Annotated in this window: 16 protein-coding genes; 12 read left to right on the top strand and 4 right to left on the bottom strand. The window is 27.6% G+C overall.

Translation table 11 applies throughout. The features are described 5' to 3' along the window. Positions 1 to 48: 48 nt before the first annotated feature. A complete protein-coding gene (locus GQX97_RS09825; protein ID WP_157151780.1) occupies positions 49 to 711 on the top strand; it encodes a hypothetical protein in 663 nt (220 codons plus the stop codon). A gap of 20 nt (positions 712 to 731) precedes the next feature. Next, positions 732 to 1,478 (top strand): hypothetical protein, encoded by a 747-nt coding sequence (locus tag GQX97_RS09820; protein WP_157151779.1) that lies wholly within the window; start codon positions 732 to 734, stop codon positions 1,476 to 1,478. Positions 1,479 to 1,818: 340 nt separating this feature from the next. Here the strand turns inward: GQX97_RS09820 and GQX97_RS09815 are convergent, their stop codons facing one another. From GQX97_RS09815 to GQX97_RS09800, 4 genes are all read right to left on the bottom strand, one after another. After that, entirely contained in the window at positions 1,819 to 4,029 is a 2,211-nt protein-coding gene (locus GQX97_RS09815; protein WP_157151778.1) for a transcript cleavage factor, read from the bottom strand. Positions 4,030 to 4,033: 4 nt separating this feature from the next. Continuing rightward, positions 4,034 to 5,014 (bottom strand): hypothetical protein, encoded by a 981-nt coding sequence (locus tag GQX97_RS09810; protein WP_157151777.1) that lies wholly within the window; start codon positions 5,012 to 5,014, stop codon positions 4,034 to 4,036. A gap of 107 nt (positions 5,015 to 5,121) precedes the next feature. Next, the gene (locus GQX97_RS09805; protein ID WP_157151776.1) at positions 5,122 to 5,541 is read right to left on the bottom strand and encodes a PepSY-like domain-containing protein; all 420 of its coding nucleotides are present in this window, start codon (positions 5,539 to 5,541) and stop codon (positions 5,122 to 5,124) included. 15 nt (positions 5,542 to 5,556) lie between these two features. Beyond that, complete coding sequence (locus GQX97_RS09800; RefSeq protein WP_157151775.1) at positions 5,557 to 5,991, bottom strand: PepSY-like domain-containing protein; 435 nt, start codon at positions 5,989 to 5,991, stop codon at positions 5,557 to 5,559. 201 nt (positions 5,992 to 6,192) lie between these two features. On the opposite strand from GQX97_RS09800, the gene GQX97_RS09795 reads away from it, so the two are divergent. From GQX97_RS09795 to deoC, 10 genes are all read left to right on the top strand, one after another. After that, positions 6,193 to 6,912 carry an outer membrane lipoprotein carrier protein LolA gene (locus GQX97_RS09795; RefSeq protein WP_157151774.1) on the top strand — a complete coding sequence of 240 codons (720 nt, stop codon included), beginning with the start codon at positions 6,193 to 6,195 and terminating at the stop codon, positions 6,910 to 6,912. 24 nt (positions 6,913 to 6,936) lie between these two features. After that, positions 6,937 to 8,271 (top strand): helix-turn-helix domain-containing protein, encoded by a 1,335-nt coding sequence (locus tag GQX97_RS09790; RefSeq protein WP_157151773.1) that lies wholly within the window; start codon positions 6,937 to 6,939, stop codon positions 8,269 to 8,271. Between the two features lie 56 nt (positions 8,272 to 8,327). Next, complete coding sequence (rimO, locus tag GQX97_RS09785) at positions 8,328 to 9,650, top strand: 30S ribosomal protein S12 methylthiotransferase RimO (RefSeq protein ID WP_157151772.1); 1,323 nt, start codon at positions 8,328 to 8,330, stop codon at positions 9,648 to 9,650. 31 nt (positions 9,651 to 9,681) lie between these two features. Further along, the gene (clpX, locus tag GQX97_RS09780) at positions 9,682 to 11,466 is read left to right on the top strand and encodes an ATP-dependent Clp protease ATP-binding subunit ClpX (RefSeq protein ID WP_157151771.1); all 1,785 of its coding nucleotides are present in this window, start codon (positions 9,682 to 9,684) and stop codon (positions 11,464 to 11,466) included. A 61-nt stretch (positions 11,467 to 11,527) separates the two neighbouring features. Continuing rightward, entirely contained in the window at positions 11,528 to 12,097 is a 570-nt protein-coding gene (locus tag GQX97_RS09775) for an RNA polymerase sigma factor (protein WP_014932538.1), read from the top strand. Further along, positions 12,094 to 12,435 carry a hypothetical protein gene (locus GQX97_RS09770; protein ID WP_157151770.1) on the top strand — a complete coding sequence of 114 codons (342 nt, stop codon included), beginning with the start codon at positions 12,094 to 12,096 and terminating at the stop codon, positions 12,433 to 12,435. The genes GQX97_RS09775 and GQX97_RS09770 overlap by 4 nt, the downstream gene beginning before the upstream one ends. Before the next feature lie 145 nt (positions 12,436 to 12,580). After that, on the top strand, positions 12,581 to 15,082 hold the full coding sequence (locus GQX97_RS09765) for an ATP-dependent Clp protease ATP-binding subunit (protein ID WP_157151769.1): 2,502 nt from the start codon (positions 12,581 to 12,583) through the stop codon (positions 15,080 to 15,082). Positions 15,083 to 15,626: 544 nt separating this feature from the next. After that, positions 15,627 to 17,012 carry a DUF4132 domain-containing protein gene (locus GQX97_RS09760; RefSeq protein WP_157151768.1) on the top strand — a complete coding sequence of 462 codons (1,386 nt, stop codon included), beginning with the start codon at positions 15,627 to 15,629 and terminating at the stop codon, positions 17,010 to 17,012. Between the two features lie 90 nt (positions 17,013 to 17,102). Next, a complete protein-coding gene (locus GQX97_RS09755) occupies positions 17,103 to 18,464 on the top strand; it encodes an MATE family efflux transporter (RefSeq protein ID WP_157151767.1) in 1,362 nt (453 codons plus the stop codon). A 93-nt stretch (positions 18,465 to 18,557) separates the two neighbouring features. Next, entirely contained in the window at positions 18,558 to 19,208 is a 651-nt protein-coding gene (gene deoC / locus GQX97_RS09750; protein WP_157151766.1) for a deoxyribose-phosphate aldolase, read from the top strand. Positions 19,209 to 19,304 lie beyond the last annotated feature (96 nt).

Raw genomic sequence — 19,304 nt, 5'->3', positions numbered from 1 at the left:
TTATATATATTACGATAATAACTTTTAAGGAAGACAATTAAAAAAACTATGAGAAAATACTTTACTTTTATAACTTTACTTTTTTTATTATCTTTTTTTAATTTACTTCATTCTCAGGATATTTCTTTTGAAGAACTTTATAACAAAATAAAAGATAATTATACAACTATATACCCAAAGCGTTTTGAGGCATATATAGAAGGTAAAATAGTAGAAGCTCAAATATCAACTATACCTGCAAAAAATTATCTCTCTTCAAAAGACAAAATTAGATTAAAGTTTACTCTCGTTCAAAACTCCAAACCAAGCATTGTACTTGAAAATGTTGATAGTTTTTATGCTAAGATGTTTTCTGTGTTTGAAGAGCCTTTGGAAACGGTTGGATTTTATGCTATTGTATCTGAGAGTTACAGTTCTATTTCAAAGAAGTTTACTGTTGATTCTGTAAAAGAGGATAATGATAAATATGAAGTTGTATTAAGGGCTCTTGGTGAGAATAAAGACTATAGTATAAATTATAAAATAGATAAAAATAGTCTTTTGGTAGAAAGTGCTGATTATTATAATAAAAAATCAAAGATTTATGATGTTGATATATCGTACACCAATATTGATAGTTATACTGTTCCTGAAATTATAAAATATAGAAGTTCTGATGGTAGGGTAAACTCTCAAATAAAGTTTGTTGATATAAAAGTGTCTTCCAAATAAGTATTATTGGATATTTTATTATGAAAAGATTCTTTATTTTTTGTTTCTTTATTTTTAGCTTTATGAGTTTATATGCTGCCAATGACGATATTAATGCATTATTTAATTTGCAAGCTAGCGGAGATATTGTTTATTATAATGGGGGCAGTGTTATAGACAGCAGAGAATATTCTCAGGCAGATAATTTAAAAACAGAATTAGAAAGAGATGGTTATAAAGTATATTCTATAGTGATAGCAGATGTTTTAGAGTCATCAAAAGGAAATGAGTTTATAGCTTTGATTAGCTCAATTGAGGGAGAGAAAATATCTGTTTATGGAAGCAATTTAGATGAAAAGTTTTCTTATCAATCTTCTAAAATAGGTAAAAATGCTGCTATAGATTTAGAGAGTTTTTATGATAAAAAAAATGAGGTTGGTATTATAAAATATTATATACTAAATGATAGCGGAGAGGATAGGGATATTTATCTTTATATTTTTAGAATTGAAAATAATAAAATTAGTTTAGTTGCTGATGTATCTTATTATAGAGAGATTAATTCTATGAAAAGCGGTGTTGTAAATGAGATGAAATTTGCTTTTAGAGATATTGATGATGATGGAGTAAGCGAGATGTTGGTAGAGTATAAAGAGAGAGTTGTAGGAAGAGCTGAAAAGATAGAGTATCAAATTTATAAATTAAACAAGAATAAATATGAATGTGTAGCTTCTTCTTGGCTAGATGATGAATATATAGATTTATCTCCGTATTTTAAAAGAGATTAGTTATAGATAAATAAGTATATTTTGTAATAGAATTTTTTATTCAATTTTTTCTTGTTCTTTTTCCCGCCGCAAAAAGAACCAAAAAGTGCAAGTACTATAGCTTTGTATGTTTTCAATATGTATATACTATATTGTAATACCTACATTTTAAGCTAAAAAAATGCAGTTCTTTTTGCTTCTTTTATTGGTATAAAAGAAGTGGGGGGCGGGGGCTAGTCCCCGCAATAATTAAAATAAAAAACTAATTTTTAAGAAATATAAAATTTTTTGTATATAAAAAAAGAGTGCAAGATTTACTGCCTGCACTCTTTTTTATTTCTTAATTAAAATATTTATTTAATTATATTTTCCAATTTGGGAATCTCTTTAATACAGCTGTTATTATATCTGTTTTGTAATGCTGTTCCAAATTAACCAATTTTTGGAATTCATTAAATATTATTTTTACATCTTCCTCATTTTCTGTTTCTATAAACTTAAGCAAATAAGCCTTATCAAATACTAAATCATATACTATTTTTATTAACTTTCTTCCCTGAGGAGATGTTTCTTTATTGTCTAGCATTTTTGATAAATTAGGTATTATACTTAATAAACCTATCATTAGAGAGTTTTTATTAATTTTTATATCGCCATCTATTTCATCATAATACTCACCGTCAAGTATTTTTTGAGCAAAATAAACAAAAGATTCTGGATATTCTTTGTAATGTAAAAATATATCATCTATAGTTTTAGCAAGCATATCAACTTTGCCGTCAGAGAATAATTTGTTTACTATTAAGTAGTGATTTTTTACCTGAGGTGAATATAATATTTTTAATATAATATTATAATATTCATCTGGTTTTCCTTCCTGTATAGCTTTTACAAATTTATCTCTATAGTTTGAAGATGGTAATATTTCATATATATTAGTATAATTATTATCAACATCTTTTATAAGCTCTGAAAGAACAGGTATATCTTTATTAGTATCATTTTGTGTTTTTAGATATATTGTACTTATTATTCTGCTGTCGCTAGGAGCCTTTTTGTCTTTAGCTGTATCAACAAAATAATTATACATTTCTTTTGCTTCATCAGAGTTTAAGTTTGGAGTATAAGTGAGATATTCCATGTATATTTGATATTTTTCAAGGAAATTATCTGTCTTATTAAACTTAGATAAACTTTCAGCATCATAAGTTTCTGCTTCTTCATTATAAAGGAAAGTGTTTTTATCAAATTTTACTGTAGTAGAAGCTCTTACAGATTTCTTAGCATTTTCAAGCCATTTGTTGTAAGAAGAATCTGCTATCACTACATGAGGAGGAGTAGTTAATTCTTGTTTTAAATCTTTAGTGTTAATAGTTTTTTTGTATTTTAATATTATAGTAAGAAGTTCTGTAGGATTTTCTTCTGCTATTTTTTTTAGCTCATTTAATTTATAAGCTTTATATACATTTATATCATCTTCTGGAAGCGTTGTGAGAGATTGTATTGCCATGTCAAATGTCATTTTTCTCTCTTCTTCTTGAGATACAAATTTTATTTTTAATTCATTGATGTCTATATGTTTAATTTTACCAACACCAAAGTTTCTATGCATAACATATTTGCCTACATCATATTGTATATACTTTTCAAATATTTCTATACAAGCTTTTGGCTGTTTATTAACATTAGTAATAGTTGATATTTCTTCTATCTTTTCAAAAAGAGTATGATTAGGATATAATTTAGCATAAACATCTACTAATCTATGTCTAAAGAATTTAGCTTTTTTATTATTTTGAGCTACTATAGCTTGCTCGTAATTTAATAAATTTTTAATAGTTTTTAAAGCATCATTAACTCTGTTATTTTCAAAGTAATAGAAGAATATTATTTTCCATACATCTATCATAATATTAGCATCAACTAATTCTTTTAAAGCATTTTCATGTTTTAATAAATAATTATAATTGTCAGGTTCATATTCAAGCACTTTTTTAATATTGCTTTCTGCATTAGTTCTTTTTCTTATTAAATTTCTTTCAAAAGCAATTTTATAATAATGTACAGCACTAGTAATATCTCCAGCTAACTCTTTTGTATGGGCTATCTTTTCTGGCAATTCAGGGTTTGATACATCAAATTTTATTAATCTCTCTAAAATCTCCAAAGCTTCAGCTTCTTTATTTGATGTTTGATAATAACTAGCTAAATATCTTAAAGCATAATCGCATTCATAATATTCATCTAATATTTTTTGTGCAATATATTCTACTATATTCCATTTTTTAGCATTTTTAAATATACCTATAAGTTTATCTAATGTATTATCAGAATAGTTTTGAAGTTTAAGATTTAAAAATCCGCTTGCATATAATGCAGATATATGATTAGCATTTTTTTGCAATTGCAAATTAGCAGTATCTAAAGCAGACTTAATATCTTCATTGCTATTAATATCATTAATAATTGCAGATAGATCTGCAAAATATTTCACAGTATAATTCAATAAAGGTTTTCTTGTAAAAGTTTCTTCTGAAAATATGTTTTCTAATTTTTGTAGAGCTTCTGACATCTGTTTACCCCTTATTTAATATTTTTATATAAAATTGAAGCAAATCTTTATCTATTTCCGACATTTTTCTGCCCAATATTTTTATTTCATTCATATCTTCTTCTGTATGCCTCATTATTAAATATGTTGTTAAAAAAGCATATGCAGATAAAAGTTTTGGAGCAGTGGTTTCTCTTAATTTAAACTTTCTATAATCTGCTTCTAGTCTAGATATATTTTTTCTTAACTCAAATTCTTCTTCTTTATTTAATTCTCTTTTAATATCTAATATATTCATAAGTTCGCCATAAGCACTCATCCAAGAGATGATTTCTTCTTGGCTATTATTATGAATACCTCTTCTTATAATAATATCTCTAATTTCTCTTACCGCATCTATTGTAATTCTTTCAAATTCTATATCTAAAGGACCATAAAACAAAGCATCTCTAATATACATTTTTGCTTTTCTAGTATCTCCTAATATATGATTAATTTGTGCTATATTTGAAAGAGTATTACCATTATAAGGCTCTATTACATTTAAATACTCATATGCTTTTAATGCTCTTGAGTAATCATTAAGTTCTATAAAAGCATTAGCCAGTAAATGCAATTCATCTTTACCTCTAATTTCTTCTATATTTTTTTGCATTACAGTTGTTATAATGCTATTGTATATAAAGTAATGAATGGCCTTTATTGTTATTAAAGTTTTATCGTATGATTTATTCTTTATAAACTCCTCAAATTTTTTATAAGATAAATCTAAAAACTTGCAGTATTCTAAATAATCTCCTTTAACACTTTCTATTTTGCCTACTCTATTAATCCAAAACTTTACACAAGATATATTTTCATATAGATTTGGATATTCAAAGTCCATAGACATAATTTTATCCAAATATTCCATAGAGTCTTGGAATAGGCCTTTTTTTAATTTTTCTTCTACAATTAAAAAAATATCTTTTACTGTTTCTTTTCTCGAAAATAGTTCATCCGCCATAAATCAAAAAAAGTCCCCCCAGTATAAAGATATATACTATTCTATAAAATATAATATAATAGAATAATTTTAAATTGTCAAGTAAGCAATAAGGATAAAATTGCATATTAATCATCAAATTTTTGTCCTAGAAGCTGCCCATTGACATCTATATAAAGTTCCATAGAGTTATTGAGTTTTACTTCATATAAATTCCATTTTTTTTCTATTTTTGTTATAATTGCATTTGGAAAAGTCATTGCTACAGTATTTGCTACGGTTTTTGGCAATATTTCTGGGGGTACTGCTACATAATTACCTTCTACTTCTTTAAATTCTCCATTGATAAAAAACTCTAATTCCACTCCATTTTCAAGCACAATTTCATATTTTTTTCTATCTCTTTCAGCTAATATTATTCTATTATTTGGAAAGAATTTGTTTATAAAATCTATGGCACTTTGAGGAAGCTCAGCGGGGTCAATTTTCCACTCATCTGCCATTAGGAGCGAGCTGAATACAACTAATAATATAAATACTTTTTTCATTTAAGTCCTTTTTTATTAATCTGGAATTTTTTGTCCTACAAGCATTCCTGAAGAATCTATAAATATATTAATATGAGTATCTAAGGTTATAATATAAGTATTCCATTTCTTTACTATTTTTAGTATATTTGTATTTGGGTTGGTTTTATTAACAGTATACATTACATTTTCTGGTATAAAATTAGTAGGTATAGCTTTATCTTTTCCATCTACTTCATACCAATTTCCTACATCATCAAATATTAGTAAAAAATCATCTTCTAATAATACATGAAAACGATTATTTATTTTATTTATGGTTCTTATATTAGTGTTATGAAAATTATCTTCTATAAAAATTTTTGAAGTTTCTGGAAGATTATCTAATGATATAGAGTCATACGCTAATAATTTAAAAGGAAAAATTACTATAAGAAATAGATTGCTAACTAATACAAATTTCTTAAACATATTTTTAAATATAACAAATTTTTTACAAAATATCAACATTTTATGACATAAACTTTACATTAGAGCTTAAATTTCAAAATATATTACTATGTAATTATAATAATTAAAAATAGTAGTATTAATGCTTGTTTTTTATGGTTTTTTGTTATATTATAGGTATAATAACTATTATTTTATTTTTAGGACAGAAGTAGAAAAATTATGAAAAAGATATTTATATTATTGTTTTTATTTTCAATTCCATTGTTTTCGCAGATAATGACACCTGAAAGAGTTGTTAGTATGATGTCAAATAGATTCGCTGCAATGAATAGTTTCTCATCTAGCTTTACAGAAAGAAATGGAAGTAAAATAAAAACAGGCACTCTTATAAGTAAAAATCCAAATATATTTAAACTAGAATATTCTGGTGGCACTAACAGCGATTCTATATATTGTGATGGTAAAACATTATGGATGATATTTCCAAGAAAAAAAGTTGTAAGTGAGCAAACATTGCATTATGGAGATTCTGGTGCTATTTATACAAAAGCAGGCATATCTAGACTTATATCTAAATACAATATAGATTTTTATTCTGACAGAGCATTAAGACCTGTAAGCAGTTTTGACGGCAGTGCTTTAAATATATCTGGCTATAATAGTTCTCAATATACTAGTGACGATAATAGATTAGCTTATCATATGCTTCTTACTCCTAAACAGGCTAGTGTTGACAGAACAGGTTTTCCTACAATACATTTATGGATTGCTGAAGATGGTATGATTGTTAGAATACTTGGAATATCTACTACTAATGTTCCCGTAGAATATTTATTTAAGTCTATTAGATATAATGTTCAATATGATAATAAGACATTTGTACCTGTTATACCAGAAGAGATGCAGGTTTTAAAAGATGGTTTAATATCAGGCAATTAAAAAGTTTAAAGGATTTTAAATTATATGGAAACCATAGGACAAATATTAAAAAATGCTAGAGAAAAAAAAGGGCTTACCATAGAAGAGTTGGCATCAAGTACATATATTATACCTAAATTTATAAAAGCCTTAGAAGATGAACAGTTTGATTTGTTGCCTGGTGAGATATATGTTAAAGGTTTTATTAAAAATATAAGTGATAAGCTTTCATTAGATTCTGATGCTATGATAGAGCGTTATAATTTGCAAAAAAATGAAAATAAATTTGAAGAAGATTTATCAAAGTCTAGAAAGTTTAAAATAGTTCCTAAAAAGAAAGAATCAAAATCAGAAGCTAAAAAAGAAGAGATAAAAGAAACTAATAACGAAAATCCTAAAGAAGAAAATAAAGAAAATAAAGAGAACAAAAAGGAAGATATTAATAAAACTAGCAGCACTGTTTCAGTAAATAGTAAAACATATACTCCAAGCAGTGCTGAAGCAGAATTATTATATATTACAAAGCGGGATTTAAATAAAATTAGAAATAAAAAATCTATTTCTTTTGTGCCTATTATAGTAATATTGGCTATATTAGTTGTTTTAGCTGTTATATTTTTTAATATAAACAATATAAAATCTATGTTTTCCTCAAATAATAATGACAATAGAAGAGAAGTTGAAATAGCAAGAAATATAGTTGATAATAATGCTAGGCAAAATGTAAAACCGGGTGATATTATATATTTCAAACCTCTTGGAATATCTGCTACTATTAAATTTAATAGTGTGGGCAATGTTATTAGAATGAATATCAATGGACAGGATTTATCTTTTTCTAAGAGCAATCCTATAATATTAGATTTGAATGGAAATGGAATTAATGATTTTAAGATAAGCATAATAGAGGTTTATGATAATTTAGCTACTGTGGAGATGGAAAAACTTGAAGAAAATCAGATGATTAATTCTGCTTATAATGAAGAGAATACTAATTATTTAAATAATGTTACTAATAATGTTGCTGTATCATCAGATGCAAAATTACCTGTAATAGATGGAGAAACTTATATAGAACAAGACACTGAGAAATCAAATATTAGAATAGAGATAACAGCTAAACATTTTGTTTATTTAAGATATTTTATTGACTCTGGCGGACCTGCTACTACAAATCTTTTAAGCGGAAAGACATTATATTTAGAGGCAAGGGACGTGATGATGCTTACTATAGGTAATGCAGGAGAGGTTGTAGTTAAGGTTAATGGAAAGATAGTTGATGTGGGGGCTGCAGGAGAGACAGTTAATAAAACTATTAAATGGACTAAGAACTTAAATGATTCTACTAAATACAATTTGATTATGACTGATACTAAATAATTAATTAAAATAAAAAAGTAGTTTTCAAAAAAAATAAAAGATAAGGATGTTGTGATTTGCAAAACATATATTTACACAGTTTAGGATGCGAGAAGAATACAGTTGATGGCGAGCATATACTTGCTATATTAAATAAAAATGGATACAAGATAGTTGATAAAGCAGAAGATGCAGATGTTATAGTTATTAACACTTGTGCTTTTATAGAGGATTCTAAAAAAGAGTCAATAGATGCTATATTCGACCATTCACTTTATAAGAAATATGGAAAATGTAAGAGACTTATAGTATCCGGATGCATGAGTGAGAGATATAAAGAAAATTTTATGGAGATGTTTAAGGAAGTTGATTCGGCTATTGGTATACATGATTTAGAGAAGATTTTAACTGCTGTAGAGAAAGACGGTTTTCATGATGCTGAAGAAAATACTACCTATAAAGAGTATGTTGATAGAATAAACACTTCTACGAATTATAGTGTATATATAAGAATAAGCGACGGCTGTCATGCTAATTGCAGTTTTTGTGCTATACCTTCAATAAGGGGTAAACATAGAAGCAGAAAAATAGAAGATATAGTTGCAGAAGCTAGAGAATATGCAAAAAATGGTGCTAAAGAGATTAATTTAATAGCCCATGAAACTACATATTACGGTTATGATATATATAACAAGTTAGCATTGCCGGATTTATTAAAAGAGCTTTCTTCTATAGACGGTATAGAATGGATTAGAGTTCTTTATCAAAACCCTGTTATTTTAAATAAAAGTATAATAGATGCTATGTTTAAAACAGAAAAAGTTGTTCCTTATTTTGATATACCTTTGCAGCATATAGATAAAGATATATTAAAAGACATGAACAGAGGAAATAGGGGATATTCTTTTTATAAGGACATGATAAATTACATTAGAAGTTTTGATGAAAATGCGGTTATAAGAACTTCTTTAATTGTAGGTTTTCCGGGTGAGAGTGCAGAGAGTTTTAAAAAATTAGCAAGATTCGTAAAAAAGATGAAGCTTGATAGGGTTGGAGTTTTTACATATTCTGAAGAAGAAAATACTAATGCATTGCTTATTAATAAAAAGAAAATTAGTAAAAATAAAATGCTAATGCTTAGAGATAAACTTATGAGAATTGCTCTTGAAGTATCTGAAGAGAGACTTTCTAGGTTTATAGGAAGCACTATTGATGTGCTTATAGAAAAGAAAGAGGAAGATAAGTTTATAGGCAGAAGCAAATATGATGCTCCTGAAGTTGATGGATTTGTTGAGGTTTATTTTGATAAAAAGAATGTTGATAATATTAATATTGGCGATATAGTAAAGGTGAAAATAGTACATAATACGGAGTATGATTTAATTGGTAATTTGGAATAATGATTTTACCGTATAATTAAAAGGAAAATTAATGAAAAAAAATAATAATAAAGAATACAAAAATAGAGAAGAGGCTTTTAGAGATTATTTTGAAAGCGTGAGTAAAATTGTATACACATTAAACTTAATATCTGATAGAAACGACATGACAAGAAGACTTTCTAATAATATAAACAGAGTATTAGGTTATGATGATGATACAATTATTAATGATGAAAAAACTGTAAATAACAATAATGATGAGATATCTATATTAGTAGACTCTATAAAAAAAGATTTAAAAAAGATACATACATTTAAACAATATAATTTTAATATAGAAAGGTTTATAAATGAGTTTGGTTTAAATGATGATGAGAGATTTATTTTATATTGTTTAATTACTTATACAATTTATGGGGATTCTATGTCTGCCATATCTGTAAGAAGAATATTAGAACTCATAACAATGGATGCAGATATTTATATTAATAAGTATCATTATTTTGACAGTAAAAGTAGATTAATGTCAAGCGGCATATTAGTTTTATCTCATGAACCTTATTCTAGTATTGGTCTTTTAGAGGTATCTAATACTTTAATTACATTTATTAATTCAAAGATAGTTTTTGCTTTTTTAGAGAAAGAAAGCTATGATTTAATATTAGATATTACAAACAAAGAAAACTATATAGATACTAAATCTAAAAAGAAGATTATAAAAGAGCCAAGAATATTAACACCAAAAGAGATAGTATCCGAGCTTAATAAAACAGTAATAGGTCAGGATGATGCTAAGAAGGCATTATCAGTACATGCTTATTTGCATTGTTTGAGAATTAATGGAAATAAAGATATACCATTTAGGTCAAACATTCTTATGATAGGACCTACTGGTGTTGGTAAAACATATTTAGTAAAAACATTAGCGGATATTTTAGGTTTACCATTTGCACGTGCAGATGTAACCACACTTACAGAGACAGGTTATGTGGGTGATGATGTTGAGGTTGTTTTGTATAATCTCTATAAAAAGGCTAATGGCGATTTAGAGAAAGCACAAAATGGTATAGTATTTTTAGATGAGGTAGACAAGATAGCAAAAGCAGATGCTCATCAATCTACTACAGGTAATCCTTCAGACAAGGCTGTTCAAGAGGCTTTGCTTTCTATGATGAATGGCGAGGATATTAGAGTGCCTGAATTTGGCGACAGAAGAATGATGCATTCAAGCGATGGTATTGTAATGAACACTAAAAATATTTTATTTATTTTTGGCGGTGCTTTTGTTGGGCTTGAAGATATTATAAAGATGCGTCTTAAAGGTGAGAGCAGTTTAGGTTTTGGTTCTAATGCGGTTATAAATAAACTTCAGAAAAATAGAATACTTAGTCAGGTGGATGTAAAAGATGTAGAGAAATATGGTATGATACCAGAGTTTATAGGAAGAATACCGATAATTGTAACTTTAAATGAACTTACTAAAGATAATTTAAAAGATATATTGCTAAAAACTAAAGAATCTCCTATAATAAAATATGTAGATTTCTTTAAGAGCATAGGAAAGAAGCTAATATTAACAGATGATGCTATAAATTATATAGTGGATAAAGCTTCTACTATGAATATGGGTGCGAGATCATTAAAAAGTATAGTTGAAACTGCAATGGTTAATATACTTTTTAATTTAGATGGTATAAAAGGAAATGCTTTAACTCTAACTAAAAAAGATATAGAGAAAGCATTTGAAGAGAGAGAGGTAGTAATCTCAAGCGATAAAGATTTTGTTAAAAAAACTAATATTAGTATAAAAGAAGATAAAACTTATATGGCTTGATTTTACTTAAATGGTTGAATACTGTTTTATATATGTAAACAGTATATGGAGTTGGCAAATAATGATGACAAAAGAAAAAGAATTATTAAAAGATTATGAATTAATAGAAGCCCACAAGAATGGGGATAATGAAGCTTTAGATATTTTACTTACTAGGTATAAAAATTATATCTTTAATATATCTTATCGCTTTATGCATAATTATGAAGACGCTATGGATTTAACTCAAGATGTTTTAATACGCGTTTATAAAGCTATAGGAAGATATGAGGAGAGAAATTATTTTAAAGGCTGGTTATACAGAATAATTAGCAATACTGCTATTAATATGTATTCTAAAGCTTATAGGCGTGAGTCTCCTTATCTTGAAAAATTAGAGGTTGTGGACGATAAAAGATATAATACAGAAAAAGAATATGAGAGAGTATATTTGCAAGAAAAAATATATACAGCTTCTAGCAAATTGAAAGGAAAACAAAGAGATGTATTCATCTTGAGATATTATGAAAATTATTCTTATAAAGAGATAGCAGATATTTTGAATATATCTAGTGATTCTGCTAAGAGTAATTATTCTTATGCTCTCAAAAAAATGAAAACTTTGTTAGAAAAAGAAAGGACTCTTTTATGAAATTACATGAAATGATGCAATTTAAAACTAAAATTGAAAGAAAAAGGAATTATTTCAGTTTGAATAACTTGCCAGATGATGAGTGGGCTCGCATGTTAAGCAGGGCTAAAGTAGAGAGTACTATAGTGAAAAAAGAAAATACTCTTTTTAATTATATGTATTCTATGATGTGCTCTAGGAAGCTTTCATTTGTACTGTCTATGGCTATAATTGCAGCATTGATTTTATCTTTTTTATACGCTAATCCTAGTGTTATAAAAAGTAATGAGTTGGATAGTATTAATACGGCTTCTACTAATAGAAGAAATGTACCTGTTATTAATGTATCTAGGTTGTAATTTTTTCTAAAAGTAGTGTAATATATAATAGAATTGTATATGTTGATTAATATGCAATTCTATTTTTTTATAAGCTTAGTTTTTTTATATCCGATAAATATTGAAAAAAGAAGTATATATAAATTTATGATTATAGGAAATAAATATGTCTTATCCATTTCGTCTTACTAATAAAGCTATAAGAATATTAGACTTGCACTCTGTGGAAGAAGCTAAGAGATTAAATCATGATATGCTTACCCCAGAACATGTTTTATTAGGAATATTCCATGAAACAGATTCAATAGTTGTTAATGTTTTAAATAAATTAAAAATAGATATAGAGAAGATTAAATTTGATATAGAATCTTCTATGACAAAATCTACAAGCAATACTAAATTATTTGGTAAAATACCTCCATCACCACGTATTCAGCATTTAATAAGCAGAGCGGCAGAAGAGGCTAAATCATTAGGAGATAATTGCATAAGCACAGAACATTTGCTTCTTGGTATCTTAAAAGAAGAAAATGGTATCGCTTATAATGTTCTTATTAGTTATAATTTGGATTTAAAAACATTAAGACAAGAGATGATGAGAATTAGAGGAAAGTCAGGCTCTTCATCAAGTATTTCTGAAGCTGCTTCTAGTATTCAAGAAGATAATACAGCAAGAACACCTACTTTAGATAAATTTGCTCGTGATTTAACTAAAATGGCTAGAGAGAAAGCATTAGATAAAGTTATTGGCAGAGAAAATGAGGTAATGAGAGTTGTACAAATACTTTCAAGAAGAAAGAAAAATAATCCTATATTATTAGGAGAGCCGGGTGTTGGTAAGACTGCTATAGTTGAGGGGTTGGCTGAAAAGATTGTTTCTACTGATGTGCCTGATATATTATTAAAAAAGAGAGTTTTGAGTTTAGATTTATCTTCTGTTGTTGCGGGCACTAAATATAGAGGTGAGTTTGAAGAGAGAATAAAAAACATAGTAATGGAGATAAAAAAAGTTGGCAATATTATAATATTTATAGATGAGCTTCACACTTTAATTGGGGCTGGCGGAGCAGAGGGTGCTTTAGATGCTGCTAATATGCTTAAGCCTGCACTTTCTCGCGGAGAGATTCAATGTATTGGGGCAACTACAATCAATGAATATAAAAAATATATAGAAAAAGACGGTGCTTTGGTGAGAAGATTTCAGCCTATAAATGTTGAAGAGCCTTCTATTGAGGACACTATAGAAATATTAAACGGAATAAAATCTAAATATGAAGAGCATCATAAAGTAAAATATACTGATGGGGCTATTTATGCTTCTGCTGTATTAAGTAAAAGATATATATTTGAAAGACATTTGCCGGATAAGGCTATAGATTTAATTGATGAGGCAGGTTCAAGGGCAAGACTTATGAATATGGTAAGACCTCAGGAATTAAAAGATTTAGAAAACAAAATAAAAGAGCTTAATCAAGAAAAAGAGACTGTTGTAAAAAATCAGATTTTTGAAGAGGCTGTTAAATTAAGAGATGCTATAAAATCTTTACAAGAGGAATTGGATAAAAAAGAAGCTGAGTGGAGAAGTGAGAGAGATAAAACAGAGACAATTATTAATGAAGATGATATAAGACATGTGATATCAGAGATTACAAATATACCGGTAAAAAGATTATTAGATTCTGAGAGTAAAAGACTTATTGGCATGGAAGATGAGCTTCACAGTAAGATAGTAGGTCAAAAAGAGGCTATATCATCTATATCAAAAGCTATAAGAAGAGCAAGAGCGGGTTTAAAAAGCACTAAAAAACCTCTTGGAAGTTTTATATTTTTAGGACCTACTGGTGTTGGTAAAACTGCTTTAGCTAAAGTGCTTTCAGAGTTTATGTTTGGCGACAGTGATGCTCTTATAAGAATAGATATGAGTGAGTTTATGGAGAAGTTTGCAGTAAGCAGACTTATTGGAGCTCCTCCGGGATATGTCGGTTATGAAGAGGGAGGCGGGCTTACAGAAAAGGTGAGAAGAAAACCTTATTCTTTAATACTTTTTGATGAAATAGAAAAGGCTCATCCAGATATCACAAATATACTTTTACAGGTGCTTGAAGAAGGTCAGCTTACAGATAATTTTGGAAGAAAGGTTGATTTCTCTAATACTATAATTATTATAACAAGCAACTTGGGAGCAAGAGATATTGTTAAAGGAACTTCTTTAGGGTTTAATGCTATTGGAAGTGAAAAAGATATTAACGATATGAAGAACTTTGCTATGGAAGAATTGAAACAGAATTTCAATCCTGAGTTCTTAAATAGAATAGATGATATTATAGTATTCCATACTCTTACAAAAGAAGATTTGAAAGATATCATAGAAATTATGCTTAGAGAGTTGAATGAAGCTATAAAAGATAGAAATATTTTTATAAGTTTAACTGATGAGGCAAAAAATTATATAATAGATAAAGGCTTTGATAAGAAATATGGTGCGAGAAGTTTAAGACGTGCTATACAAAAAGAGGTTGAAGATTATATTAGTACAGAGATACTTTTTGGTCATATTGAAGAGGGCGATAATGTTAATGTTGATTCTAATGGAGAGTCGCTGCTATTTAATGTTGAAAAGCTTAAGACCTATAGTGAAAATGAGATAGAAGAGTTATCTAAAAGTTAATTATTAAGAGCTCCAAATATTAATTTATTTGGGGCTTTTTTATGTAATTAATATCTACTTCTTTTGCAACTTAAAGGAGTACCTTTAGGTAAGGTGTAACCCAAAGAAGCAAAAGAACAGCAAAATTTTTATCTTTTTTATTATCTGCGGGGACTAGCCCCCGCACCCCCAGTTCTTTTATTGGTATAAAAGAACCAAAAAAACTGCATTGTTTTACCTTAAAATAAAGGTATTATTTTATATTAATACATATTCCAATATAAAGTGCACTTTCGTGAAGCGTGCCCGAAGGGCGAAAACTTTGACAAAGTCCGCACAGCGAGCTGCGGGAAAAAGAACAACAAAAAAATTGAGAAACTTAAAAATTTTTAGTACATAAAAATTGAGAAAAAGCTGAAAACCTAAAGGGCGGAAAATCTAATTTAATTTTCATTTGACAAATACAGATTAAATAACTTCATCACAAATATATAAATTGAATTAAAAATCATTTCATTATAATATTTTTCATCATAATATATAAAATAAAAAGGACTTCATTATTATGACTATAGAAGAAATTAATGCCTTTGTAGAGAAAAATTATAATAAAAAATTTGATAAAACTACTTCATTTATAGATGACTCAATAATATCTAATGTATTTATTAAAGATAAAACTAATTTGGCAGATACTAAAGTAATTAGATATATTATAGGCGAATACTTAGATATAAAAGACGCCTACAGATTAAGAAATGCTGATTTAATAGGTAATGCTTTAGATAAAGAAAGTTTTAATAAAGCATTAGAGAATATATATAATATTTGGAATTTGGACAACAAAACAAAAGGAATACTTTATCCTTACTGCATATTTGGAAATAGTATTCAGCTTGAAAGAGTTTATAATCATGCTAAAGACATTGCAAGAAGCAGAGCTAAATTAGCATGCTTTATGCTTGAAGCTCTTGCATTAAGTGCTAATAAAAAGGCATTAGCTTTTGTATATGAAGCCTCAAGAAAATTCAAACAAACAAGTGTAAGAAATACATGTGCTGGAATTTTGAATGATATAACTATAAGACTTAAAATCACAAAAGAAGCATTTGCAGATAAAATTATCCCCGACTTTGATTTTAATAAAGACGGCATTAGAATAATAGAAAGCGAAGGTAAAAAATTCAAAATAACATTACAATCAGATTTTACTATATCAATATTCGATGAAATAAAAAATAAAGAATACAAAACATTGCCTAAAGATTTTCCGGAGATTCCAAAAAAAGAATTATCAAAATTAAAAAGTGAAATAAACAAAGTATTAAAACTTCAAACAGAGCGTTTACAATTAGTATTTATGGATGCTAGGAAATGGACTTTAACAGAGTGGAAAGAAATATTTTTTGAGAATCCTTTAATGAAGGCATTCGCTGTTAAACTTATATGGGGAGTATATGATAAAGATAATAAATTAATAGAAACATTTAGATATATGGAAGATGGTTCTTTCAATAATTCTGAAGATGAAGAAATACAAATAGAAGATAATGTCTTTATCACTTTAGTAAGCCCAATAGAAATTGAAAAATCTTTAATAGAAAAATGGAGAGCTCAGCTTTTAGATTATGAAATAGTTCAGCCTTTCAATCAGCTTTCATTAGAAACAAAAGATGAATTAATTGAAAAAATTCCTTCAAAAACTACTGTTGGATCAGTAAGAGGAGCTGTATCAAAATTAGGTTTAGAAAAAGATGACGGCGATGGAGGATTTATTAATTATTATTTACTTCATGATTCATATAATAAAGCTAATGTATATATACATGTATCAAATATTTATTACGGAGCTTCCAATTCAGATGAAACAGAAATAGAAATAAAATTTGAAGACGCTGACGAAAGATTTGAATATGGTGCTTATCTTATGCTTTCATCTTATTTGAAATAGTAAAATCCATTTAATTATTTATTGCTTGATATAATGATAAAATGGATTATAATACAATGCTTTTTAATTATAATTGTATTTAGGAAATGTATGAATAAAAATGATAAAAAAATTGATGTGTTTGAGAACTATCCTGTTTATAAGGCATTAATTACATTAGCTCTTCCAACAATACTTGGAATGCTTGTAAACGTGTTTTATAATATGGTTGATACATTTTTTGTTGGTAAGACAAGTGACCCCAATCAGGTTGCTGCTGTTTCTTTAACTATGCCTATATATTTGGTTCTTATGTCTTTTGGTTCTATATATGGTATAGGCGGAGCTTCATATATATCTAGATGTTTAGGCTCTAAGAATTATGACAAAGCTAAAAAGGTTTCATCTTTTGTTTTTTATGCAAGTGTTGCTACTGGTTTAGTGTGTATGATAGTATTTTTTGTGTTTTTAGAAAATATATTAAAATTATCTGGAGCTAGTTCTAACACTTATAGTTTTGCTAGGGATTATTTACTTATAGTTGCTATTGGTGCTATATTTGTAGTTTGTCAGATGTCTATGGGGCAGGTTGTGCGTTCTGAGGGGGCTTCTAAGGAGGCTATGTTTGGAATGGTGCTTGGTACTGTAGTAAATATTATACTTGATCCTATAATGATAATTTATATGAATATGGGTGTTGCTGGTGCTGCTTTGGCTACTATAATAGGAAATGCATGTTCTTTTTTCTATTATACTTTTTATATACTCAAAAAAAGCACTTTTCTCTCTATAAAGATAAAAGATTTTTTAATTAGCAGTGATATATTAAACAATGTATTTTCTATTGGTTTTCCTGTGTTTATGAACAATGTGCTTATAAGTGTGGCGAATATTTTAATTAACAATTTTGCTTCTAAATATAATGACAATGTAGTTGCTGGGCTTGGAGTGTCGCAAAGAATATTTACGCTTGTGTTATTGGTGTTTATAGGTTTGGGGCAGGGTGTGCAGCCTTTTATAGGCTATAATTTCGCTTCAAAGAATTATAAGAGAATGAATGCTTCTATAAAACTTTCTTGTTTAATTAGTTTTGTTTCTGGTGTTTTATTTTTAATTATTGCTTTTATATTTTCTAAAGATTTAATTAGGATTTTTATAGATAATGATGAGGTTATAGAATATGGCTCTAAGTTTTTAATAGCAGCTTATTCTGTGGCTCCCGTTATAGGTTTTCAATTTGTATTTATATCAACATTTCAGGCATTGGGAAAGGCTTTACCATCTCTAATACTTTCTATATGCAGGCAGGGTTTAGCATTTATTCCTGCTATATACATAGGCACTAAATTTTTTGGCATACAAGGTATAATATGGTCACAGCCTATAGCGGATATTGTTTCTATATTGTTGTCTGCTATAATGTATATTTACATATATAAAAAAGCTAAAAAAAAGTTGATAAATGTTTCATAACTGTTTTTTGTATAAATTTTATATGTAATAGAAAAAATAAATTTGACAAAGTCCATAATATTTTATATCCTAGTATATAGAGGTGTATAAAAAATGGATAATCTTAATCAATTAATAGATCATACTATATTAAGAGCAGATGCCACAATAGATGATATAAGACAATTATGTATAGAAGCTAAGGAGCATAATTTTTATTCTGTATGTGTTAATTCTGCTTATGTTAATGTTGCATACAATTTTCTCTTACATTCAAATGTTAAAGTTTGCTCTGTTGTAGGATTTCCTTTAGGAGCTATGATTAAAGAGGCTAAGGCCTATGAAACCAAATTTGCTATTGATAGCGGTGCTAATGAAATAGACATGGTTGCAAATATTGGTTTTTTAAAGAGTAAAAAGATAGACCTATTTGAAAGAGATATTAAGAAAGTAAGAGATGCTTGTCATGTAGGGGTACTTAAAGTTATAATAGAGACTTGCCTTTTAACAGATGAAGAGAAAGTTTTAGCTTGTAAGATAGCTAAAGAGTTTGGGGCAGATTTTGTTAAGACTTCTACTGGTTTTTCTACAGGTGGAGCTACAGAGCATGATGTTGAGCTTATGAGAAAGACAGTTGGAGATAAAATAGGAGTAAAAGCTTCAGGCGGAATAAAAACTTATGAAGATGCCATAAAAATGATAAATGCTGGTGCTAATAGAATAGGTACTAGTAATGGTGTCACTATAATGAAGTCTTTAAAGTAATTTCTTTAATAAAATAAAAAATCAAGGATWATTGTAAATGGAATATAGAGAGCCTAAAGCATTCTATGATGAAGAAGCTTTTAATAAGGGGTTATT

It is taken from the genome of Brachyspira sp. SAP_772, assembly GCF_009755885.1.
Classification (GTDB): domain Bacteria; phylum Spirochaetota; class Brachyspiria; order Brachyspirales; family Brachyspiraceae; genus Brachyspira.
Note: the sequence above shows the minus strand (reverse complement) of the source record. Positions and strands in the feature narration are given on the sequence as shown.